16 protein-coding genes are annotated in these 23,926 nt (G+C 69.0%); 10 read left to right on the top strand and 6 right to left on the bottom strand.

The window, feature by feature from the left end:
- Positions 1-144: 144 nt before the first annotated feature.
- On the bottom strand, positions 145-2,208 hold the full coding sequence (locus tag ACWFR4_RS14450; protein WP_453652653.1) for a hypothetical protein: 2,064 nt from the start codon (positions 2,206-2,208) through the stop codon (positions 145-147).
- An 85-nt stretch (positions 2,209-2,293) separates the two neighbouring features.
- Between ACWFR4_RS14450 and ACWFR4_RS14445 the strand changes: the two genes are divergently transcribed.
- Both ACWFR4_RS14445 and ACWFR4_RS14440 read left to right on the top strand, forming a co-directional pair.
- Positions 2,294-3,310, top strand: coding sequence for a LacI family DNA-binding transcriptional regulator (locus ACWFR4_RS14445; protein WP_453468567.1), 1,017 nt, complete (start codon positions 2,294-2,296; stop codon positions 3,308-3,310).
- Positions 3,311-3,602: 292 nt separating this feature from the next.
- A complete protein-coding gene (locus ACWFR4_RS14440; RefSeq protein WP_453468568.1) occupies positions 3,603-5,357 on the top strand; it encodes an alpha-1,3-galactosidase-related protein in 1,755 nt (584 codons plus the stop codon).
- Between the two features lie 123 nt (positions 5,358-5,480).
- Here the strand turns inward: ACWFR4_RS14440 and ACWFR4_RS14435 are convergent, their stop codons facing one another.
- Positions 5,481-7,544, bottom strand: a complete 2,064-nt coding sequence (locus ACWFR4_RS14435; RefSeq protein WP_453464274.1) for an alpha-galactosidase — start codon at positions 7,542-7,544, stop codon at positions 5,481-5,483.
- Positions 7,545-7,617: 73 nt separating this feature from the next.
- Between ACWFR4_RS14435 and ACWFR4_RS14430 the strand changes: the two genes are divergently transcribed.
- The 7 genes from ACWFR4_RS14430 (at position 7,618) to ACWFR4_RS14400 (ending at position 17,104) form a co-directional block, all read left to right on the top strand.
- Positions 7,618-8,772, top strand: coding sequence for an ROK family protein (locus tag ACWFR4_RS14430; protein WP_453464277.1), 1,155 nt, complete (start codon positions 7,618-7,620; stop codon positions 8,770-8,772).
- Positions 8,773-8,827: 55 nt separating this feature from the next.
- Entirely contained in the window at positions 8,828-10,096 is a 1,269-nt protein-coding gene (locus ACWFR4_RS14425) for an ABC transporter substrate-binding protein (protein WP_453464280.1), read from the top strand.
- A 5-nt stretch (positions 10,097-10,101) separates the two neighbouring features.
- A complete protein-coding gene (locus ACWFR4_RS14420; protein WP_453464283.1) occupies positions 10,102-11,079 on the top strand; it encodes a carbohydrate ABC transporter permease in 978 nt (325 codons plus the stop codon).
- A gap of 19 nt (positions 11,080-11,098) precedes the next feature.
- Positions 11,099-11,938 carry a carbohydrate ABC transporter permease gene (locus tag ACWFR4_RS14415; protein ID WP_453464286.1) on the top strand — a complete coding sequence of 280 codons (840 nt, stop codon included), beginning with the start codon at positions 11,099-11,101 and terminating at the stop codon, positions 11,936-11,938.
- 33 nt (positions 11,939-11,971) lie between these two features.
- Positions 11,972-13,312 (top strand): glycoside hydrolase family 27 protein, encoded by a 1,341-nt coding sequence (locus ACWFR4_RS14410; protein WP_453464289.1) that lies wholly within the window; start codon positions 11,972-11,974, stop codon positions 13,310-13,312.
- A gap of 27 nt (positions 13,313-13,339) precedes the next feature.
- The gene (locus tag ACWFR4_RS14405; protein WP_453652651.1) at positions 13,340-15,700 is read left to right on the top strand and encodes a glycosyl hydrolase family 95 catalytic domain-containing protein; all 2,361 of its coding nucleotides are present in this window, start codon (positions 13,340-13,342) and stop codon (positions 15,698-15,700) included.
- A 129-nt stretch (positions 15,701-15,829) separates the two neighbouring features.
- Complete coding sequence (locus ACWFR4_RS14400; protein WP_453652649.1) at positions 15,830-17,104, top strand: SGNH/GDSL hydrolase family protein; 1,275 nt, start codon at positions 15,830-15,832, stop codon at positions 17,102-17,104.
- A gap of 242 nt (positions 17,105-17,346) precedes the next feature.
- Here the strand turns inward: ACWFR4_RS14400 and ACWFR4_RS14395 are convergent, their stop codons facing one another.
- The 3 genes from ACWFR4_RS14395 to ACWFR4_RS14385 all read right to left on the bottom strand — a co-directional run bounded on the left by ACWFR4_RS14395 (position 17,347) and on the right by ACWFR4_RS14385 (position 21,529).
- On the bottom strand, positions 17,347-18,813 hold the full coding sequence (locus ACWFR4_RS14395; protein WP_453652647.1) for an amidase: 1,467 nt from the start codon (positions 18,811-18,813) through the stop codon (positions 17,347-17,349).
- A gap of 161 nt (positions 18,814-18,974) precedes the next feature.
- The gene (locus tag ACWFR4_RS14390; RefSeq protein WP_453652645.1) at positions 18,975-20,282 is read right to left on the bottom strand and encodes an amidohydrolase; all 1,308 of its coding nucleotides are present in this window, start codon (positions 20,280-20,282) and stop codon (positions 18,975-18,977) included.
- Complete coding sequence (locus ACWFR4_RS14385) at positions 20,279-21,529, bottom strand: MFS transporter (protein ID WP_453652643.1); 1,251 nt, start codon at positions 21,527-21,529, stop codon at positions 20,279-20,281. Before ACWFR4_RS14385 ends, ACWFR4_RS14390 begins: the two co-directional genes overlap by 4 nt.
- A 113-nt stretch (positions 21,530-21,642) precedes the next feature.
- Here ACWFR4_RS14385 and ACWFR4_RS14380 point away from each other — a divergent pair, with 113 nt between their 5' ends.
- Positions 21,643-22,686: an Lrp/AsnC family transcriptional regulator gene (locus tag ACWFR4_RS14380; RefSeq protein WP_453464304.1), complete on the top strand. Its 1,044-nt coding sequence runs from the start codon at positions 21,643-21,645 to the stop codon at positions 22,684-22,686.
- A gap of 269 nt (positions 22,687-22,955) precedes the next feature.
- Here ACWFR4_RS14380 and ACWFR4_RS14375 read toward each other — a convergent pair whose 3' ends face one another.
- Positions 22,956-23,756, bottom strand: coding sequence for an IclR family transcriptional regulator (locus tag ACWFR4_RS14375; RefSeq protein ID WP_453464306.1), 801 nt, complete (start codon positions 23,754-23,756; stop codon positions 22,956-22,958).
- Between the last annotated feature and the right edge of the window lie 170 nt (positions 23,757-23,926).

Raw genomic sequence — 23,926 nt, 5'->3', positions numbered from 1 at the left:
CAAATCCTGTCGTCCCGACCTGCCTTTGCAGGTCGGAGGCCGTTTCTGCCGTAAGGCGGGAACGGCCTCTTTCGTTGCTGATCGTGGAGTGATCGTCGTCCGGGCTGCATGCTCGCAAGTCCATGGATCCGCGGAGCGTTCGCATCAGTCGGTCACCTGTACCACCGCCGTCGTGCCCGCCCGCACCGTCGGCCTCGCGTACGTGTACCTCACCCCGTAGACCGTCTTGCTGCGCACCCGCTGCGGGACGCCGTTGACCGTGATGTTCTTGTGGACTCCGGCGAAGCGGGCCTCCCAACGGTAGGCGCTCCTGTGTGCGTTGTTCGTCAGTGTGGTCTTCGTCGCGCCGTCATGCCGCACGGTGATGCTGCCCGCACCGATGGGTACGTCCGCCGCCTGGAGCCACTTCATGCCGGACGGCAGCCGCGATTGGGTGGTCACCTTGTGGTTCGGCGCGTCCGGGGTGATGCCCATCAGGCCCTGAACGGTCTGGCTGACCAGGGTGAACGACACCTCGGGGTAGTCGCCGTTGGGCCCCTGGCTGGAGTTGACGTGTTGGAGTTCCCGCTCGCCGTAGATCTTTTTCATCCACGTCCACGCCGTGTCGTTGCGGTTGTTCTTGAAGAACATGTCGGGCAGGTACGTCGTCGACTCGATGTTGGGCGACCCCTCCGGCCCCAGCTCCTGCGCCTCGATGTAGTCGAGATAGGCGTCGTTGCGCGGGCCGGGATCGATGATCTGCTTCATCGGCATGAACACACTGTTCTCCTTGCCCCAGCCGGTGACCGGGGTGCCGGACAGGGTGTACGCGCGGACCATGTCGGCGCCGCTTCCGGTGCCGCTCCAGTTGTCGTTGAAGTATGTCTTCAGGTCGGCGGCACGCCGGTCGAACGTCCTGGCCAGCGCGGTGTCGCCCTTGCCGCGGGCGAGCGTGGCCATCGCCAGATAGGCCTGGTACTCGGCGGCGATCCCGTCCCCTGCCTCGGCGAGGCCGTCGCCGTCCTGCTCGTTGTAGCTTGCGGCGCCGGCGAAGATGCCGTTGCCCGTGCCCTCGGCGACCTTGACCTTGCCGTTGGACTTGGCGGAGTTGTGCAGGTCGACGAAGTCCTCGGTGGCGTGCCGGTAGAAGTCCCACAGCGCCGGGTCGTCCACGTATCTCCGGTCGCCGGTCCAGAGGTACGCCTGGGCCGCCTTCTCGACGAGTTCGAAGACGGCCGGTACCTCGCGCACGAAGTTGTCCGGGCTCTTGTAGTCGATGCTCAGGTAGGTCTTGGCGTCGAAGTTGAGGGACCACACCGGGAAGTACTTGTGCGTGGCGGTGGCCGACGACGCGTACGAGCGGAGCATCGTCTCGTTCTCGGTGTCGAGGCCGAGGATGTGGGCGCCGGTGAGCTGGTGGGTCATGTCGCGTGAGTAGTAGGCGCTGCGGTTGGCGTAGCCGGCCCAGTAGGTGGGCGCGTACTGCGCGGTGCCGGTGCCGCCGGTCTGGTTCTCGTCGACGTTGATCGGGCCCGTCGTGCCGGGCAGCTGCACCCAGCTGTTGGCTTTCCTCTTGGCCCAGTTGAACATCTCGGCGACCTCGGGGTCGGACGAGGTGACCTTGGGGTCGGCGGGCGCCGCCGGGGAGATCATCAGGTCGTCGGCGTTGACCCAGGCGCTGCCGGAGCCGAATGCGATCTGCAGCCGGTCGCCGGTTCTCAGCTCGACGCGGCTGATGGTGTACCGGGCGTACGCGCGGCGCTCGGGCAGGGTGACCGTCTGGACGGTCTCGCCGTTGCGCCGGATCGTGTACGTGCCGCCGCTGCCGGCGCTCCCGATCCACGCGGAGAAGTCGTAACTGCCGTCTCGGGGCGCGACGATGGTCTGCTCGGCGCTCTTGCCCGCTCCGGCGTCGAGGTAGAGGAAGCGGGCGCCCCCGTGGGAGTTGCCGGCGCCGACCCCGGTGCCCGGGCCGAAGGTCCAGCCTGTGCCGCCGCTCTCGAAGCCCGGGTCCTGGACGGCGAGTTGGGGGCGGGCGGCGGAGGCGGTGTCCGCGTCCGCAGCGGCCGACAGTGCGGGGGCCATCGGCGTGAGCAGAGCAACAGCGGTGAGCAGCATGAGCCTTGAGGGCTTCAACAGGTCTCCCGGGTCTTCGGTCACGGCGAGTGGGCGGGCGGCCGAGTGGTGGCGGCAAGCTAGCAGGGGCCGAAGAGCGGGTTCAATGGTCATGCATCAGAAATATGGAAGACATGCAGACTGACTGCTATGTTGCGTGGAATATTGAACTGAAATCTTTCATCGATATCTTGCAAGTATGAGCCGGAGGCAACCGATGAAGGTCGGCATCACCGAGGTCGCGGTGCAGGCGCAGGTGAGCGAGGCCACGGTCAGTCGCGTCGTCAACCGGCGCCAGGGCGTGTCGCGCAAGACCCGTGAGGCAGTCGAGCAGGCGATGGCCGACCTGGGTTACGAGCGGCAGACGCGGGGTCAGCTCATCGCGGTCATCACCGAGCTCGTCTCCAACCCGTTCTTCGCCGACGTCTGCGAACGGATCGAGTCCACCCTCGCCCCGCACGGCCTGAAGACGGTCCTGTGTCCGTGCTTCCCCGGCGGGGTGCAGGAGTTGGACTTCGTGACCTCCCTCGCCGACCGGGGCGTCGCCGCCGTCGTGTTCCTCTCGGCGAGCAACACGATCGAGGGCGCGGACCCGGAGGTGTACGAACTCCTGCGCTCCCGCAGGATCCCGTTCGTCGGCGTCAACGGTCAGTTCGAGGGCGTGAGTGAGGCGCCGGTCTTCTCCACCGACGACCTGCTGGCCGCCGAACTCGCCGTCGACCACCTCTTCCGGCTCGGTCACCGCCGTATCGGCATGGCATCGGGACCGGTCGGCAACCGCCCGGCCGACCGCCGGGTCAGCGGCTTCGTCGCCTCGCTCGCCAGACGCGGTGTCGAGGACCCGGAGCAGTGGGTGGTCCGGCAGTCCTACACCGTCGAGGGCGGCCAGTCCGCCGCGATCTCGCTCCTCGGCCGCGGCGCCACGGCCGTCGTCGCCGCCAGCGACTACATGGCCCTGGGTGCGATCCGCGGCGCGCGCCGTCAGGGGTACGACGTCCCCGGCGACGTGTCGGTGGTCGGCTACGACGGCGCCGTGATCATGGACTTCGTCGACCCTCCGCTCACCACGGTCCGCCAGCCGGCCGACCGCCTGGCCTCGGAGGTGGCCCGCAGCGTCCTCGCCCTGGTCGGCAACCGCGACGTCCCCGTCGGCGAGCTCCTCTTCGACCCCGAACTGGTGATCCGCGCGAGCACGGCGGCGCCGAAGGCGGAGTGAGGCGTCGGCCGCCCGCCGTCGGTATGAGGTGCGACCGCGCGTCCAGATGAGGTGCGACCGCGCGTCCAGACCATTGACCTAGACATCGGTTCTATGGACACTCTGCTCGGAGATCCGACCGGTCAACCCGGCGGCAACTCCCCCAATTCATCGGGTGTTTCGTGCTCATGGATGATCCGGAGGGGCTATGCCAAAGTTTCGGTTCGTGTTTCTCGGCTTGGCACTCGCGTTGTTCGGAGGCGCCGCCGGTCCTGTCGCCGCAGCGCCGAGCGCGAGACCGGTGGTGGTCGACGTGGACGACTACGGAGCCGACCCCACGGGGCGGACGGACTCGACGCCCGCTGTCACGGCGGCGCTGCGGCACGCCAGGAGCATCGATCGGCCGGTCAGGATCGTCTTCTCGCAGGGCACCTACCAGCTGTACCCCGAGCGGGCTGAGAAGCGTGAGCTGTACGTGTCCAACACCATTGGCGCCGACCAGCGTTACCGGGACAAGAAGATCGGGCTGCTCGTCGAGGACATGCACGACGTCACCCTCGACGGAGGCGGGGCCAAGCTCGTCTACCACGGCCTGCAGACGGCGTTCGCTTCGATCCGTTCGAGCAATGTGACGTTCACGAACTTCTCCTTCGACTACGCGGCCCCGCAGGTCATCGATGCGACCGTCGCCGACACCGGTGTCACCGACGGGCACGCCTACCGTGTCCTGTCGATCCCGGCCGGCAGCCCGTACCAGGTGAACGGCACGCACATCACTTGGCTCGGCGAGAAGAGCCCAGCCACCGGGCAGCCGTACTGGTCGGGCGTCGACGGTCTCCAGTACACACAGATCCACGACCCCGAGGCTGAACGGACCTGGCGCGGGGACAACCCGCTGTTCAACGACGTCGCCTCCGTCACCGACCTCGGCGGCCGCCGGATCCGGATCGACTACACCACCGCGGCACAGCCGGCGGACGCCGGGCTCGTCTACCAGATGCGCCTCATCGAGCGGACGGAGCCGGGCGCCTTCATCTGGCAGTCGAAGAACGTCTCGATGCGCTCGATGAACGCCTATTACCTCCAATCCTTCGGCGTGGTGGGGCAGTTCAGCGAGAACATCTCCATCGACAAGGTGAACTTCGCGCCCGATCCGAAGTCCGGCCGGTCGACCGCCTCGTTCGCGGACTTCGTCCAGATGTCCGGCGTCAAGGGGAAGGTCTCGATCACCAGGAGTGTCTTCGACGGCCCGCACGACGACCCGATCAACATCCACGGCACCTACCTCGAAGTCGTGGGAAAAACAGGGCCGTCCACCCTCACCCTCGCCTACGAGCACCCGCAGACCGCCGGATTCCCGCAGTTCGCCCCGGGTGACGAGGTCGAGTTCACCACCAAGCGCACGATGACGCAGCTGGCAGACCCGCACGCGAAGGTCACCGCGGTCGACGGGCCGAGCGGGATGGACCATGACAAGCCGCTCACCACGATGACCGTCACCTTCGACCGGCCGGTTCCCGCCGGGGTCGAGATCGGTGACACGGTCGTCGAGAACATCACCGCCACCCCGTCGGTCGTCATCTCCGGCAACGTGTTCCGCAACGTGCCGACCCGCGGCGTGTTGGTCACCACCCGCAAACCCGTCCTGATCACCGGCAACCGCTTCGACGGGATGTCCATGGCCAGCATCTACGTCTCCGCCGACGCCTACCAGTGGTACGAGTCAGGGCCGGTCGCCGACCTCACGATCCGAGGGAACTCGTTCACGCGGCCCAGTGGTCCGGTCATCTTCGTGGAGCCGACCAACCAGGTCATCGACCCCGCGAACCCGGTGCACCACAACATCTCGGTCGAGCACAACTCGTTCGACATCGGTGACGTCACCGTCGTCGATGCCAAGAGCGTCGGTGGCTTCACCTTCACCGGGAACACCGTCCGACGGCTGGACGGAGCGGATCAACCTCCGTACACCTCGCCCCTGTTCGTCTTCCACGGCAGTTCGGGCATCCGGATCGCACACAACCACTACGACGAGGGCCTCAACAGGCAGTGGCAAGTCAACGGCTGATCCTGGTGTGTTGAGTTGGTCAATGGCCGGTCGGGGTGAAGCTGAAGGCCACTCCTGAACGGCCGGGCCGCGTCACTCCGGTGACGCGGCCCGGCCGTGGTCCCGGCACGGACCCGCTTCAGATCATCGCCGGGTCAGCCGTATCACGGTGCTCGGCCGGTCCGTCCGGGGCAACCGCAGAGGCAGGCCGTGCGAGAGCAGGGTCGCCGCGGCGTGCTCGGCGCCGGTGGACTCGTCCACGTAGACCGCGGCCGGGGAGAGGCCGGTCAGCCGCAGATCGCGGTCCCGGCCCCAGGCGATGACCACGACCCGATCGCCGGCCCGGTACAGCACGGCGTCCGTGAGCCGGTACTGCACGCCGAGCTGCACCACCGGGCGGATCTCCTTGTACAGCGCCACCAGGTCGCGGGCCTCGGCGAGTTCGGCCCCGGTCCAGCGCGAGAGGTCGCCGCCGATGCCCAGCGCGCCTGCCATCGCCACATGGAAGCGGTAGGGGAGCGGCGTGGTGCGGCCCGTGTGCGGGTTGGGGCTGTCGGTGACCCAGGCGGACATGGTGCGGGCCGGGTAGACCTGGCTGTAGCCGTGCTGGATGGCGATGCGGTCGTCGGCGTCCGTGTTGTCGGAGATCCAGGTCTGGTCCGTGCGGGCCAGCATTCCGAGGTCCGCGCGGCCGCCGCCACCCGCGCAGCCCTCGATCCGCAGGCCGGGGTGGGCGCTGCGCAGCCGGTCGAGCACCGAGTAGACGCCCCGCGTGTGGTCGGTCCACAGCCGTTCGGCGTCGGGGTGGCCCGGCCAACCCGCCTCCGTGAGCGCCCGGTTCATGTCCCACTTGAGGAAGTCGATCGCGTACGTGGAGACCAGTCGGTCGAGCCATTTGAAGGCCCACTCCGTGACATCGGTGCGCGCGAAGTTCAGGACGAGCTGGTGGCGCAGTTCGGTGTGGCGGCGGTGCGGCATGTGCAGCACCCAGTCGGGGTGTTCGCGGTACAGGTCGCTGTCCGGGTTGGTCATCTCCGGCTCCACCCACAGGCCGAAGCGCATGCCGAGCCCTCGGATCTCCTCGACGAGCGGGCCGAGCCCGTGCGGGAACCGCTCCGGATTCGGGTGCCAGTCGCCGAGCCCGGCCCGGTCGCTGGTGCGCTGCCCGAACCAGCCGTCGTCCACCACGAACAGCTCGACGCCCAGTTCGGCGGCGCGCGCCGCCAGGGCACGCTGCCCCTCCAGCGTGACGTCCCAGCCGGTCGCCTCCCAGCTGTTGTAGACCACGGGGCGCATCTCGTCGGGGCGCGGCAGCACGTGCGCGACGGCGTACCGGTGCCAGCCGCGGCTCGTCGCGCCGAACCCGCCCTGGCTGAACTGCCCGGCGAACACCGGGGTTTCATGGCTCTCACCAGGCTGCAGCCGCCAGGTCAGACCGTCGTGCCCGGCGCCACCGGTCACCGTGAACGGGCCGCCCGTGTGGTCGCGCTGCGCGGTGATCCGCCAACTCCCCGACCAGGCGAGGACCATGCTCCACACCTCGCCGTGGCTCTCGTCCGCGTCACCCGCGTCGACCATCAGCCAAGGATTCCCGTAGTGCCCCGAGACGCCACGCCGGCTCGTGAACACGGTCTCGGCATACGGGGCTTCGGTGCGCCGCAGTTGTGTCTCGCCCGACCACTCGCCGACCGAGTGACTCAGCCGCACGCCCGACGCCGCCGGTACGGACCAGCTCGCGGCGTCGCAGCGCAGGATCTCGACGGGCCTGTCGGCTGCCTTGTCCGTGCCCAAGTGCCGCAGCGTCAGGGAGCGTTCGACGATGTCGCTGTCGGGGTGCACCGCGTAGTGCAGCGTGCAGCCGAGTGGGTAGTGGCGGTCGCGCAGCCGCACGTAGAGGTGGCCGCCGTCGATCTGGTGGCCCTCGTAGGCCCACTCGACGCCGCGCGTCCCGTCCGAGTACCGCACCAACAGTGACGGCACCCCGAACCGGGCTCCGCCCTCAACGGCCAGCTCCTCACCGCCTGTTGAGGCGAAGCTGCTGGTCACTCCGTCGTGCGTGGGCAGCGCGGCGACCTGGTCGAGTGTGAGGGGCGCACCCCAGTGCACATGCCGTGGGCTGTCGTCCGCGCCGATGCGCAGCGCGTACGAGGAGGCGGGGGTCGTGAGCAGGAACGTGCGACTGGGCTCGTCGAAGTACACCTGTGACATGAGTTGGAGCCTAGATCCGAACTCCCTGAATTTAAATATTGACGAAGGAAATTATTAGCTCTACGTTTCCCCCATGTTGCTGAACCGAGCAAAGCTGCTCGCGTCTCCGGCGGCCAACACGGTGTTCACGACAGTGCTCACGCGTGGTCCGGTCGTCCGCCCTGAGATCGCCCGGATCACCGGTCTCTCCTCCGCCGCCGTCACCAAGGCGGTCAAGCCGATGATCGAGGCCGGTTACCTGGAGGAACTGACGCAGGGACCGAGGACCGTCGAAGGCGCGGGGCGTCCCGCGCACCCCCTCGCCGTCCGCGCCGACCGGGAGTTCTTCGTGGGCGTCAAGGTCACGGCCGACGAACTCATCGGTGTGGTGACCGACTTGAGGGCGCAGGTGCGTGCCGCGCACCGGATTCCGGTGACGGACCGGTCTGTTGAGCAGGTCGTCCGCGGCATCGCCGCGCTCGTCGCGGAGCTGACTCCCGCGCACGCCGAGCGAACCCACCACATCGGGGTGTCCGTCTCGGGTGACGTGGACCGGACGGGCGGCGTCGTGCGCTACTCGCCGTTTCTCGGCTGGCGCGATGTGCCGCTGGCCGACCTGGTCCGTGCGGCCACGGGGTTGGCGGTCACGGTCGAGAACGACGTGAAGGCCCTCACCGTCGCAGAGCAGTGGTTCGGCGAGGGTGTGGGCGCGGACTCCTTCGCCCTCGCCACTGTCGGCGTCGGCATCGGCTGCGCGCTCGTGGTCAACGGCCGCCTGGTGGCCGGGGGTTATGGCGTGGCCGGCGAGATCGGTCACATCCCGGTGGCCGCCGGCGACGGACCCGACTGCCACTGCGGCGCCCGCGGCTGTGTCGAGGCCATCGCCTCCGAAGAGGCGATCGTCGCCCGGGCACGGCGCGCGGCAGGCGAGCCGGACCTCGACATGGCCGGGGCCATCGACCGCGCCCACGGCGGGGACGCCGCCGTGCGCGCCGTCTTCGACGAGGCGGGCAAGGCCATCGGGCTGGGCCTTGCCGCCATGGTCAACCTCGTCGGTCCCGAGAGGGTCGTCGTCTCCGGTGAGGGCCTGGCCGCGTACGACCTCTTCGAAGAGCAGATCCGCGCCGCCTTCACCACTCAGGCCTTCGGGGCCGCGGCCCGCTGCCCCCTCGTGGTGCGCCCGCTGCCCTGGGAGGAATGGGCGCGCGGGGCCGCCGCCGTCAGCATCCAGTCACTGTTCGCCGCGTGAACCCACGCGGGCGCCTGATCTCTCGCACGTCTCCGTTCCCCGGAAGGACCCTGTCATGACTGCCAGTTCCGCCCTGTCCCGCCGGGGATTCCTCGGCACGTCCCTGCTGTTCGTCGCGGGTGCCGCCGTCGGCTGCTCCAGCAACCCGCAGGAAACCGCGTCCGCCAAGGGAGCCAAGGTCACCCTCACGCAGTGGTATCACCAGTACGGAGAGGAGGGCACCCAGGCCGCGGTGAAGCGGTACGCCGAGGAGTTCACCAAGGCCAACCCGGACATCGCGATCAACGTCGTGTGGGGCGCCGACACCTCCCAGTACGAGACAAAGCTGAACGCCGCCCTCCTCGGTGCCGACGCCCCGGACGTCTTCGAACTCGGAGACTTCCGCGCCGAGATGGCCCGCAAGGGACAACTCGAACCCCTCGACGACGTGTACGGCTCCGCCAAGGACGGCTTCAACAAGGCCGACCTCGACTACCTCACCGTCGACGGCAAGCTCTACGGCATGAAGACCATCGACGACATCATGATGCTCTTCTACCGCAAGTCGATGCTGAAGAAGGCGGGCGTCGCCGTGCCCACCACCTTCGCCGAACTCGCCGACGCCGCGAAGAAGTTGACCGACGGCGACGTGAAGGGCCTCTTCATAGGCAACGACGGCATCGGCGACAGCCCCTACCTCCTCGCCTGGTCCCAGGGCAAGGACCTCATCGACGGCGACAAGGTCGTCTACGCCGACGCCGCCAAGTCCATCGGCGGCCTGCACGATCTGCACTCCGACAAGTCGGTACTGCTCGGCTTCACCACCGACTGGTACGACGCGGGGGCGTTCACCCAGGGCGCCACCGCCATGCAGTGGTGCGGCCTGTGGGCGCTGCCCACCGTCGAGAAGGCGCTCGGCGACGACTTCGGGGTCGCGCCCTGGCCCGCGTACGACTCCTCCGGTAAGCCCGTCGCCCGGCTCGGCGGCTGGACGCAGGCGGTCAACGCCAAGAGCAAGCACATCGCGGAGGCCAAGAAGTACCTCCAGTGGCTGTGGATCAAGCAGGCCGACATCCAGATCGACTGGGCCGTCAAGTACGGCTTCCACGTGCCGCCGCAGACCGCGGTCGCGGCCAAGACGCCGGAGCTGAGCAAGGGCGCCGCGAAGGACACCGTCACCATCGGGACCAAGTACGGCATCTCCTTCCCGGCCGAGTGGACGCAGGCGATGCAGGCGGAGTTCATCGCCGCGGCCGCCGACATCGCCCAGGGCTCGGCGCCGGAGAAGACCCTGAAGAAGGCCCAGTCCAAGGCGCAGTCCGACCTCGACAAGCAGATGGGCTGAACGTCATGACCGCCACCGGCACCACGCCCTTGCAGGGGAGTGCCGCCCGCCCGGCGCCCGCCACGGCGCCGCGCCGCCGGCGGCTGACAGAACGGCGCTCGAAGGCGCTTGCCTTCGTCGTCCTCACCGCCCCGATGCTGATCGGCCTCGGCGTCTTCCGCTACGTGGCCATCGGCTGGAGCTTCCTGCTCAGCTTCAGTGAGGCCCGCCGCACCATCTCCCTCGGTACCTGGGTCGGTCTCGACAACTACCAACAGCTCCTGAGCGACGAGCGGTTCCGGGACTCGCTCACGATGATCGTGCTGTTCACGGCGATGATCGTGCCGATCACCTTCGCCGGGTCCCTGGGCCTCGCCGTCCTCGTCAACCGGGTACGGCGCGGCCGGGCCTTCTTCCGCACGGCGTTCCTGCTGCCCGCGGCGGTCAGCTACGTGGCCGCCGCGATGATCTGGAAGATGGCCCTGTTCAGCGGCGTGCCGTCCGGCCTCGCGAACACCCTCGGCGCGCTCTTCGGCGCCGACGCCACGCCGTGGATCCAGACGCAGAGCCCGCCGCTGTACTGGATCGTGCTCGTGACGCTGCGCCTGTGGCTCCAAGTGGGCCTCTACATGATCCTGTTCATCGCGGGGCTCCAGTCCATTCCGCAGCACCTGTACGAAGCGGCGGCCCTCGACGGCGCCGGTGCCTGGCGCACCTTCCGCAGCATCACCTTCCCCATGCTGCGCAACACGTCGGTCGCGATCCTGCTGCTGATGCTCATCGCCGCACTCCAGGCCTTCGACGAGTTCTACGCGATCTTCTCCACCGGCGCCTCGCTCGGCAGCGAACCCGTACGCACCCCTCTCATGCACCTCTACGGCGTCGCCCTCCAGGACCAGGACTACGGCGTCGGCTCCGCCGGAGCCTTCCTGCTCACCCTCCTGATCGTGCTGGTCACGCTCCTCCAGGGCCGGATCCTCGGGTTCTCCCGCGACAAGGACTGATCGGACAAGGACTGAACCCATGAACCGTTACCGAGGGAGCGTGCTCGGCTCCGCCGCCACGTACCTGGTGCTGTGCCTGCTGGCCGTGGTCTTCCTGATCCCGTTCTACGTGCTTCTGCGCAACGCCCTCATGACGACGCCGGAGGTCACCGCCACCGACTGGCACTGGCTGCCGTCCGCGCTGAACTGGGACAACTTCAGCTCTCTGTTCGACAACCCGGAGCGACCCTTCGGCCGGTCCCTGGCCAACTCGCTGCTGATCGCGGTGATCTCGGCCCCGGTGTCCACGCTGCTCGCCTCGATGGCCGGGTACGCGCTTGCCCGGATCAACGTGCCCGGTCGCGGGGTCGTCCTCTCGCTCATCGTCGGCACGCTGATGATTCCACAGGCCGTGACCTTCCTGCCGACGTTCGTCGTGGTCGGTTCGATGGGCGGCGTGAACACGATGTGGGGCCTGATCGCACCCGGCCTGTTCAACGCGTTCGCCGTCGTGCTCTTCCGCAGCTTCTACCTGTCCTTCCCCGCCGAGATCGAGGAGGCGGGCCGCCTCGACGGCCTCAGCTACCTCGGTGTGTACGGGCGCATCATCCTGCCCAACTCGGTCACGATGATCGCCTCACTCGGCGCACTGTCCTTCATCGAGGCGTGGAACTCCTTCCTGTGGCCCCTGATGATCGGCCAGGACCCCGAGAGCTGGACCGTGCAGATCGCCCTCTCCAGCTTCCTCACCTCCCAGACCGTCAACCTGCCCGAGCTGTTCGCCGGCACGGTCGTGGCGGTCCTCCCGCTCGTGATCATGTTCCTGGTCGCTCAGCGCCACATCGTCCAGGGCATAGCGATGTCCGGCCTCAAATCCTGAAACTCCCTCTCCCCGATACCGGAGGTACTTCCAGTGACCCGTACGACCAAAACGACCCGGCGCGCGGCGCTCACCGCCGCCTGTGCACTGCCCCTCACGCTCGCCCTGTCCACCGGCACCGCTGAGGCCAAGACCCCGTACGTCAAGCCGTTCATGGGCTGGAGCAGCTGGAGCGTCGAGTCCTCCTCGCGTGACGGCTACGGCACACACTGGCTGAACGAGGGCAACATCAAGAACGCCGCCGACGCGCTCAGCAGCAAGCTGTCCTCGGCCGGCTACAAGAATCTGAACATCGACGCCGGCTGGAACTTCGACTACGACTGGAACTTCCACACCGACGCCAACGGCATCCCGAACGCCGACAAGGACCGCTTCCCCAGTGGTATGCAGTCGCTCTCCGACTACGTCCACGGCAAGGACCTCAAGCTCGGTCTGTACGGCGCCGCCGGACTGGAGAAGGAGGTCTACGACAAGAACGCGCCGATCCTCGGCACTGACTGTCATGCGCAGGACATCGCCGTGAAGCCGCTGACCCCGACCAACAAGTGGGGCGGCAGCTGGAAGATCGACTACAGCAATCCCTGTGCCCAGGAGTACATCGACTCGATCGTCGCGCGGTACGCCTCCTGGGGCATCGACTTCATCAAGATCGACGGCGTGACGAAGGACAACGTCGCCGACATCAAGGCCTGGTCCACCGCCATCGACCACAGCGGCCGCAGCATGTGGCTGTCCGCCAGCGCCTGGCCCGTCGACCTCGAGGCCGGCGACGGCCTGCGGCCCTACGCCAACGGCGTCCGTGTCGACACCGACATCGAGTGCTACTGCGAGACCACCAGCACGTGGACCAGCTCCGTCGACGACCGCTTCGCCGACCTGCCCAAGTGGCTGCCCAAGCTGTCCGCCCCCGGCTACCTCGGCGACCTCGACTCGATGCCGATCAACAACAACACCGGCAGCGGCCTGCAGGACGGGATCAACGACACCGAGCGGCAGACCGTCATGACCTTCTGGTCGATGGCCTCGTCTCCGCTGTACGTCGGCGGCGACATCTACTTCCTCGACGACAAGGCCAAGGCGATCCTCACCAACCCCGAGGTCATCGCCGTCGACCAGGCTGCCGTCCTGCCGAAGCAGATCCGCTCCGGTGACACGCAGGTGTGGACGAAGAAGACGGGCCACGCCACCTACCTCGCGGTCTACAACCTCGGCTCCACGGCCACCGACATCACGGTCGACCTCAAGGACCTGGGCATCAAGGGCCCCCAGAACCTGCGCGATGTCGTCGCCCGCAAGGACCTCGGCACCGCCAAGGGCTCCTGGACCGCCACCGCCGTCCCGGCCCACGGTTCCCGCCTGATCAAGCTCTCCTGACCACCCGTCACGTCCAAGGAGCCGCACATGAGCAACGGACCCTCCAGACGCCTGGTCCTCGGCCTCGGCGGAGCCCTCGCGCTGAGCGCCCTGCCCGCCTTCACCGCGCACGCCGCGCCCCGCCGCCCCACCACGTCCCCGCTGGTACCGGCCGGCGAGACGACGACCCTGTGGTACCCCGAGCCCGCCGACGAGGACCTCCTCATCGAGCAGGGCCTGCCGCTGGGCAACGGCCGCCTCGGTGCCCTCGTCGGCGCCGACCCCGCCCGCGAGCTCTTCCACGTCACCGACGCCAGCATGTGGAGCGGCGACGCCAACACCACCCTCGACAGCGACGGCCAATTCCCGTACGGACGCGATGACTTCGGCAGCCTCACCCTGCTCGCCCGCGTCATGCTGTACCTGCCGGGACACGAGCGCTCCGCCGTCACCGACTACCGCCGCACCCTCGACCTCAGCAACGGCCTCGTCACCACGACGTACACCAAGGGCAAGGTCCGCCACACCCGGGAGATGTTCGCCAGCGCCCCCGACGACACCATCGTCGTCCGGCTCAGCCAGAGCGGCGGCGGCTCCCTCACCGGCGCCGTCATCCTCTCCGGCACCCACGGCGAAACGACCGGCGTCGACAAGGACCGGAACCTCGCCTCCTTCTCCGCCGCCCTCGGCAACAAGCTGCGCTACGCCGCCGCGGTCACCGCCGCCGGGGACGGGGCGATCACCGCCACCGGAACCCGCGTCACGTTCACCGACTGCACCGAGGTCACCCTCGTCATCAGCGGCGGCACGGACTATGCGCCGGACCACGCCAACGGCTACCGCGACCCGGCCGCCGACCCGCTCGCACTCGCCCAGGACAAGGCCCTCGCGGCGGCCCGGACTTCGGCCGTACGGCTGCGCGACACGCACATCGCCGACTACCGCGCCCGCTACGACCGGCTCACCCTCGACCTCGGCCGCTCCAGCGGCGGGCAGCGCCGGATGGACACCTGGTCGCGCCTGAAGGCGCGCGCGGCCGACGGGTCGGCGCCCGACCCGGAACTGGAGGCGAGCTACCTCCAGTTCGGTCGCTACCTGACCATCTGCGGCTCGCGCGACGGGCTGCCCATGGGACTCCAGGGGCTGTGGCTGGAGGGAAACACCCCGGACTGGATGGGCGATTACCACACCGACATCAACATCCAGATGAACTACTGGCTGGCCGACCGGGCCGGCCTCGGCGACACCTTCCCCGCCTTCGCCGACTACTGCCTGGCTCAGCTCCCCGCGTGGAGCGAGGTGACGCAGAAGCAGTTCAACGACTCCCGCAACCGCTACCGCAACACCTCCGGCAAGGTCGCGGGCTGGACGGTCGCCTTCTCCACGAATCCCTACGGCGGCCTGGGCTGGTGGTGGCACCCGGCGGGCAACGCCTGGCTGTGCGAATCCCTCTACGAGCACTACGAGTACACGCAGGACGTGCGGTACCTGGCGCGGATCATGCCGCTCCTCAAGGGCGCCTGCGAGTTCTGGGAAGCACGCCTGATCACCACGACCGTCGACGGCCGTGAGGTCCTCATCGACGACCACGACTGGTCGCCCGAACAGGGCCCGCAGGACGCCCGCGGCATCACATACACACAGGAACTCCTGTGGTCCCTCTTCGGCCACTACGAACAGGCGTGCCGCACTCTCGGCCGCGAGACCGAACACGCCGCCGCCGTAGGGAAGTTGCGTGCCCGCCTCTATCTCCCGCGGGTCAGCCCGAAGTCCGGCCGCCTCGAGGAGTGGATGAGCGAGGACGACCTCGGCGAGACCACCCACCGCCATCTGTCGCCACTCATCAACCTGTTCCCCGGCGACCGTATCCGCCCGGACGCCGGTGACACGGAACTCCTCAAGGGAGCAACGGAGTTGCTGACCTCCCGCGGCATGGAGAGCTACGGGTGGGCCTGCGCGTGGCGGGCAGCGTGCTGGGCGCGGCTCAAGGACGCCGACAAGGCCTACCGGCTCGTGTTGACGAACCTGAAGCCCTGGGCGGGCGGTGACACCGGCACGGCCATGAACTTCTTCGACATGTACCGGGTCTCCGACACCCGGGCGATCTTCCAGATCGACGCCAACCTCGGCACGCCCACCGCGATGCTGGAAATGCTCGTCCACTCCCGCCCCGGCCACATCGAACTCCTGCCGGCGCTCCCCGATGCCTGGGCCGAATCCGGCTCCCTCAAGGGCGTGGGAGCCCGCGGCGGCTTCACCGTGGACATGACCTGGGAGCGCGGCCGCGTACGCCGGGCGACGCTGCACAGCGTCGGAGGACGCAGCACCACCGTCACTGCGGGCGGCCGCAGCACGACCGTCACCCTGCGGCCCGGTCAGTCGATGAGGCTCACGGACCTCCAGGGCTGAACCGGTCGGTACGACCGGTGCAGGGCAGGGCACCCGGCGTCGCAGGCGCCCTGCCCTGCACCGTGCTTCCCCGAGGACGTACGTGCCTGAACGACGACCTGAACGTCGAGAAGAACGGAGAACGTGCCGATGACCCTCGATCAGCCGCACCGAGCGGTGCGCAGCCGAGCCCGCCGCAGACCTTCGCGGCCCCTGTTCGGAGCGCTGCTCGCGCTCGCCCTGGCGGCCGCGCCGGTGGGCACCGCGCGCGCGGACACACCGTCGGCGCACGCCCCGGGCACCCGGGTGAGCGCCTGGTCGCCGAGCATGACGACCGGCGGCCCCTCCTTCGAGAACCAGACCCTTCGCATGGTGGTGCACAGCAGCGTGGCGGGATCGCGCGCCCGGATCACTCTCTCGAACCGTTACAGCCCCGGACCGCTCGAGGTGGCGACCGCGAACGTCGCCGTCCAGGCGCACGGCGGCGAGGCAAGGCCAGGCACCGCCCGGCGCATCACCTTCGGTGGATCGGACCGCGTCACGGTCCCGGCCGGCGACGAGGTCGTCAGTGACGTCGTCCCGATCTCGGTGGAGGCGGGGCAGAACCTGCTCGTCAGCCTCTACGTGCCCGGTGCGACCGGCATGTCGACGTGGCACTCGGACGCCTTCGACACGACCTACACGGCCCCGGGCGACCACACAGGGGACGACAGCGCGGCCGGGTTCGTCACCACCACGACCTCCTGGTACTACCTTGCGGGTCTCGACGTCCTGTCTCCGACGGCGAAGGGCACCGTCGTCGCGTTCGGCGACTCCATCACCGACGGCTACCACTCCTCGACCGGTACCTACACCCGGTGGCCCGACGTTCTCGGCCGCCGCCTCGAGGCCGAGCCGGGCCCGCAGCGGCTGAGCGTCGTCGACGCCGGTATCGGCGGCAACCGCGTGCTCACCGATGTCCCCAACCCCTGGCAGGGCGTCAGCGCCCTGAAGCGGTTCCGCCACGACGCCCTGGGTCTGCCCGGCGTCAAAGACGTGATTCTCTTCGAAGGCATCAACGACATCGGCAACAACGCCGGTCCCAACGGCGGACCGCTGACCGCGCAGGACCTGATCGACGGCTGGCGCACCCTGGTCGACGAGGCGCACGCCGCAGGCGTCCGTGTCGTCGGCGCGACCCTGATGCCGGACAAGGGCAACGGCTACTACACGCCCGCCGCCGAGGCGATCCGCCGCAGCGTCAACGACTGGATCCGCACCGGCGGCGCCTTCGACGGCGTCATCGACTTCGACCGGGTCATGCGCGACCCCGCGGACCCCTCGGCCCTCAACCCCGCCTACGACTCGGGCGATCACATACACCCCGACGACGCGGGCATGAAGGCCATGGCCGATGCGGTCGACCTCCGCCTGCTGCGGCACTGACACGGGACCGGCCGTCCTTGGAGGCGCACATGACGCCGGTGGGCGAAGTCCCGATCCACCGGGGGCGGTTGCGCCCGGTGGAACTACTCGGGTGGAGGATCAGGATTGGCCCGGCATCGTCCCGCAGTTGGAGGTGACCGGGACCGGCCGACGTCCCAACCGGGCTCGATCTTCAGCTCCATCCGCACATAGCCTGCGTCGAGACTGCTGCCCACGACGTCCAGGAGTTGGGGGCCGCCTCCTCAGCGCGTGAGAGCTGCCGGCAGAGCGGTCGGCCGGTGGTCCGGGGTGTAGGACCAGGGGCGGAGCTGTTCCAGGGACTTGCCGATACGGAAGACGGTCGGATCGTCGTAGGTGTGGCCGACGATCTGGAGGCCCGTGGGAAGGCCCCAACTGGAATGACCGCTGGGGACGTTGAGGACGGGGCAGCGGTTGCTGATGTTGAAGGGGACGGTCATCGGTGCCCACATCGGCTCACCGTGGTCCTCGCCGTTCACCACCAGACGGCCCAGGAGGTCGTCTCCGGCCGGCATGCCAGGGACGGCGGTGGTCGGGCAGATCAGGGCGTCGAAGGGGGCCATCGCCTCGCCCAGCTCGCGCTGCAGCCGGGTCTCGACGCGTAGGCCCTCCAAGTAGGTGACACGCTCACGGGCGACAGCCATGGTGTCCGCGAAGGCTGCCGCGTACGCGGACATCCGGTCGCGGTGCTTCGCTTCGATCTCGCAGACGAGGGCGCCGAAGATGGTGGAGAAGTGTGCCCCGAGACTGATGAGAATGTCGTCCTTGGTCCACGGGAGTTCGATCTCCTCTACGACTGCACCCGCGTCGGTGAGGGCCCGGGCGACCGCGCGGGTGTTGGCCTCGACCTCGGGGTGGACGTCGTACGCGCCCAGGCGGACGCACAGCGCGATGCGCATCCCCGCGACCGCGTCGTACTCGGTCGGCAGAACGAGCTTCGGGCGCAGCGACACGTGGTCGCGCGGGTCGGGGCCGGTCAGGACGTTGGTGAAGGTGACGCAGTCGTCCACGGTCCGTGCCATGGGGCCGTCGCCGCGGTAGTGGTCGGCGGACAGCGGCGCCACACCGGGAATCCGGCCGTAGGGAGCCTTGTAGCCGACGGTGCCGGTGAAGGCGGCGGGGATGCGGGTGGAGCCACCGATGTCGGAGGCGGAGGCGAGCAGCGCGGTGCCGGCCGCGAGAGAGGCGCCCGCGCCGCCGGACGAGCCGCCGGGGGTCAGCTCGGGGTTCCACGGGTTGCGCGTGACGCCCCACAGACGGCTGTGGGTGAAGGTGGCGATGGAGAACTCGGGGGTGGCGGTGCGGGCATGGATGATGCCGCCGGCGTCCAGGATCCGGTCGATCACCGGGGCGTTCTCGGTCGCGGTGTTACCGACGTTGACGAGCGAGCCCTCGGTGAGGGAGCGCCCGGCGATGGCGTGCTTCTCCTTGGTGGCGACCGGGATGCCTTCCAGCGGGCGCGGCGTCAGGCCGCCCTTGCCGAGGAAGCGGTCCTCGGCGTGCCGGGCCTGTTCCAGTGCCTCGTCGTAGAGCTGCTCGGTGAAGGCGTTGACGACCGGCTCGGTCTGCTCCGCGCGGTGGATGACCGCGCGCATCAGCTCCACGGGGGACAGGTCGCGGGCGTCGAAGAGCCGTCGCGCCTCGGTGGCACTGAGGTAGGCGAGATCGGTGCTGGAGTCGTTCGAGTTCATTCGCAAGTCCTTCTTGGATGAGAGGAATTGAGGAGGGGCGCTCTCCTGGCGGTGCCGCGAGGCGTCAGCCGATCAGCCGTTTGAGGGCGGTGTTGATCCAGGCCGCCGCCTCGGCGGCGGGGCTTCGCAGGAACGCGGTGATGTCCGGGTCACGCGGTACGTCACATCCCCTGGCGGTCGCAGGCGTGGTCGGCCTCGGTGCACAGCCATGGGGTGGCCGCTGCGAGCAGGGCCGTCACGCCGGTCCGGATCGTGGGCTCGGGTACAGGGGCGAAGTGCGGGGAGTGGTTGGCGGGAATCGTGTCCGGCAGACCGTCCGTCAGCAGGGTTTCGGGGGCGATGTGCTGGAAGAGGGCGGGATCGGCACCGCCGAAGTGCCAGAAGACCGAGGGGACACCGAGGGCCGTGCCGAAGACACCGAAGTCCTCGCTGCCGGTGAGGGGTTGGGGCAGGGTGAGGACCCGTTCCTCGCCGAGGGCTTCGGCGATCGCGGTCAGTACGGTGCCGGTGGCCCGGTCGTCGTTGACGGTGACGGGGAAGGAGTTGAATCCGGTGATCTCGGGGTCCTTGGGGGCGCCGGACGCTGCGGCCTCGGCGCGGACGATCCGTTCGACGGCCGCCAGAACCCGGCTCCGTACCGCGGGAGTCGTGGAGCGGACGTTGATCCGCAGGTCGGCGGTGTCGGGGATGATGTTCTCCTTGGTGCCCGCGTGGAGCGAGCCGACGGTCACGACGGCGGTCTGCGTCGCGCCCACCTCCCGGGAGACAACCGTCTGCAGGCGCATGACGACCGCGGCGGCCATGACGATCGGGTCGATGGTGGTCTCGGGAGCGGACCCGTGTCCGCCGCGCCCGAAGAGGCGGACACGCAGGCTGTCGGAGGCGGCCATCACCGGCCCGGGGCGGGTGCCGACGAAGCCGACGGGGGCCGGGGAGACATGCTGGCCGAGGCAGACGTCGGGGCGCGGAAAGCGTTCCAGGAAGCCGTCCTTGATCATGGCCGGTGCCCCGCCGATCTCCTCGGCCGGCTGGAACACGGCGACGACCGTGCCGCGCCACTCCGCACGGGCGGCCGCGAGTTGGCCGGTCGCACCGAGGAGACAGGTGACGTGCATGTCGTGGCCGCAGGCGTGCATCACCGGCACTTCGTTGCCCTCGCCGTCGACGGCGGTCTCGTGGGAGGCGTACGGCAGTCCCGTCCGCTCCTTGACCGGGAGCCCGTCCATGTCGGCGCGCAGCAGGACAACGGGACCCTCGCCGTTGACCAGGATCCCGACGACGCCGGTGCCGCCGACGCTCTCCGTGACCTTCCAGCCCTGCTTGCGCAGACGGTCGGCGACGACTGAGGCCGTACGGAACTCCTGGAAGGACAACTCAGGGTGGGCGTGCAGGTCCTCGTAGAGGGCCAGGAGGCCGGGCAGTTGGTCCGGGAAGCCGGACAGCAGGCTCGTGACGGACATGGCGGTCATGCGTGCTCCTTTGCGGGTACGGGCAGATCGGACGCACCGGTGGCGGTCCGGAAGGACGCGGAGTCCTGCGGGGTCAGGAGAGCCATCACCATCGCGATGGCCGCGCCGAGAATCAGGAAGGCGAAGGCGACCCGGAACGAGAAGGCGTCGGCGAGCGCGCCGATGACGGGCGGCACGGCCATGCCGGCGACCTGGCCGCCGAGGATGATCACCGCGCTGCCCACGCCCACGTCCTCGGCAGCCAGTCCGCCCAGCGGAACGGCGAAGATCGGCATGTAGCAGAGGGAGGCTGCGACCGAGGCGAGCGTGCCGAAGACGACGAAGCCGGTGAGCGAGGTCGAGAGGGCCATGAGGAGCAACGCGGCGGCAGTCACCGTCATGCTGGGCACGATCACCTTCCGGTGATGGCCACCGAACCGGTCCGAGAGCCGGCCGCCTATGACGATCGCGCCGGCCGCGGCGAGGGCCGGGATCGCCACGAGGGCTCCGACCGAGGCGAGAGGAACTCCGTACTCCTCGCCGACATACGAAGGAACCCAGGTGTTGAGGCCCCAGACGATCATGCTGTAGCCGAACATCATGGCGCTGAAGCGCCAGATCACGCCCATCCGAAGAACGCCGCCCGCGCGCCTGCCCGTGGTGCTGGTATCCGGCTGGGTGCGGGGCAACGGGGCGGGGAGCCACATCCGTATCGCGACCAGAACGAAGACACCGAGCGCCGCCGTGGAGAAGAACGCCGAGCGCCAGCCGAAGGCCGCGACCAGGGGAGCGACGACGATCGGGACGAGCACACCGGCCAGGGCGTTGGAGCTCATGATCAGGCCGTTGGCGCCCATCCGCTCCTCCGGCGTGGTCCGCTCGACGAGGACCTTCATCGAGGCCGGCGGGAAGATGCCTTCGGCGGCGCCGAACGCGAACCGCATGACGAGCAGAACGGCGAACGACCAGGCGAAGCCGGTCAGCGCGGTGAACACGGACCATGCCAGCAGGGCCCAGAGCGTGATCCGCTGTGCGCCGTAGCGGTCGGTGAGCATCCCGCCGGGTATCTGGCACAGGGCGTAGGCCAGGAAGAACACGGAGACGATCAGGCCCTGTTGCCCGCGGCTCAGGTCGAACTCGGCACCCAGGGAGGGCAGGATCAGGTTGATGACGAGCCGGTCGGCGTAGTCGACCAGCCAGGCGGTGAACAGCAGGACGATCGTGATCCGGACGGTTCTCCGGGCGGACTGCGGGGACGCAGCAGACACGCGGCACTCCTCATCGCCGTGGCCGACGCTGGGCATCGGCCGGAAGTGCCCCTACGATCCGGTCTGTGACCGAAGTCCCTGGAGAATTGCAGGAAAGCATCCTGAGAGGAGAGGTGGCACCCGATTTCCGCGACGCGGGTGCGGACGTGCGCTTCTCCGAACTGGACCTGGCTCTCGTCGACGCTTTGCAGGCCGCTCCCCGGGCGCCGTGGTCCCGGATCGGCCGGGCACTCGGCGTCGATGCGACCACAGCGGCCCGCCGCTGGGAGCGACTGCGAGCGAACGGCCTGGCCTGGGTCACCGCGTACGACTCGGCGAAGTCGGCCACCGTCGCCTATGTCGAGGTGCGGTGCCGGCCGCGGGCGCTCGAATCGGTCGGCATCGCCCTGGCCGACATGCCCTGGGTCTTCAGTGTCGACGAGGTCACGGGCGACTTCGATCTCCTGGCGACCGTCGCCGCCGCCGACCTGCCCGCCCTCGGCCGCTCGGTCCACGGCCTGATCGGTGGCCTGGACGGCGTACGGTCCACCCGTACCCGCCTCGGGATCACGCTGTACAGCGAGGGCGGCGACTGGCGGATGCGGGCCATGGAGCCCGCCGGGCACGCGGAACTCTCCACTCCGCGCAGCTCTCGCCGGACCGTGTACAGCGCCCAGATGCACCACCGGCCGCAGCCCGGCAACCGGGCCATGCTGGAAGCCCTCGGTCGCGACGGACGCCTCGGCTACACCGACCTCGGAGCCGCGGCAGGCATCAGTGAACACACCGCCCGGCGTCGGCTTCAGCGCATGATTCGTGACAGAGACATCACCTTCCGCTGCGACCTGGCCCACCCCCTCGCCGGGCTGTCGACGGTCGTGCTCTACCGCACCGCGGTCCCCCACACCCACCTCGAAGGGACGGGGAACGCGCTGGCCCGGATGGAGGAAGTCCGCCTGGCCGTGTCCGTCAGCGGCTCCGACAACCTGCTCGTGATGGTCTGGCTCCGTGGCCTGCACGCCATCGACCCCTTCGAAGCGCAACTCGCGGAACGCTTCCCGAACTTGAAGGTCAGCGACCGCAGCGTGTTCCTCCAATCCCGCAAACGCATGGGCAGGCTCCTCGACACCACTGGCCGCGTCAGCGGGTTCGTCCCCTTCTCTCTGCCGCAGGTCTGACGCCGTGCGACTCAGAGCCTTCTCACCAGTGAGAACGGGCTTGTGGGCGAAGTCGGCAAACGTGCTGTTCTTCATCGAGGGACTCTCGGTGTGCTGCCAGCGTTCAAGCAACAGCCTTTACATGGATGACCAGCCGCAGGCAGCAAGATGCCTGCGGCTGGATACAGCATCCAGGTCACAGAGTGATCCGTAAGAGACGGTCTGGATCGAGGGGTGGCGGAGAGCCGGGGCGGGGTGGAACGGGTGCCTGCGTCCCTGCCACCGCGCCCCTACCCCGTCCGATGTTGACGCCGGAGTGGGAACAGCGCACGGCGCGCCTCGCCCGCGAGGTCGTGCACCAGTGGGGCCAACTCCTTGAGATCCACTGCCTGGTAGTCGCCGCAGAGCGACAGTGCGGCCGTGGCCGGGCCCCCACTGCGCAAGGGGGCCGCGACGCAGCGGAAGCCCGTCAGGGTCTCTTCGTTGTCGATGGCCAGGCCGTCCCGCCTGCGAATCCTGGTCAGTTCGTGCTGCAGGTCAGCGGCGGTGCGCAGGGTGCGTGGGGTGCTCATGGGCAGTTGTCCGCGATAGGCCGAGTCGACCAGGCCCGGGTCGAGTGTGGCGAGGATCGCCTTGCCCACAGCCGTTGTGTGGGCGGGCAGCCGAGCGCCGAGCCGGGTGGGCAGCCGGGCGGCGGACCGGCCGCCCGCCTTCTCCAGGACGACGACCTCGCGTCCGTCGAGGACAGCGAGATGCCCTGCCAGGCCGGTGTGCCGGCACATCTCGTGCAGCAGAGGCGTGACGACGTCCCTGATCTCGTTGTGTCCCGCGGCGCGCCCGCCGAGCTCCAGAGGGCGCATGCCGAGCCGGTAGCCACCCGTGGAGTGCGTGAGCCAGCGCAGCCGGATCATCTGGTCGAGGATGCGGTGCAGGGTGGAGCGTGGCAGGCCGGTGCGTTCGGCGAGGCCGAGCAGGGAGAGGCTCGGCGTGTGGGGGTCGAACGCGTCGAGGATGAGCGTCATACGTTCGATCATGGAGCTCGGGGCGGGGATGTCGCGCGCGTGTCCGCCGGTCTTTGCCGGTGCCGTCATGTCCGCCTCCACCGAGAGCGAGAGCGCGAGCCGGGTGGCCCTGTCGTGATGTGTCCGGGCCGCGTCCTGCGCACGTGTCCGCGATCGAACTGACCCGGACGCGGACAGTGTTGACGGTCCGTTCGTCGAGATGGGTGTCCCTTGCGAGGCCCCTGCCGTGCACATACAGA

The organism is Streptomyces sp. NPDC055140 (assembly GCF_053607285.1).
This window is presented reverse-complemented; position numbering and strand designations above follow the sequence as displayed.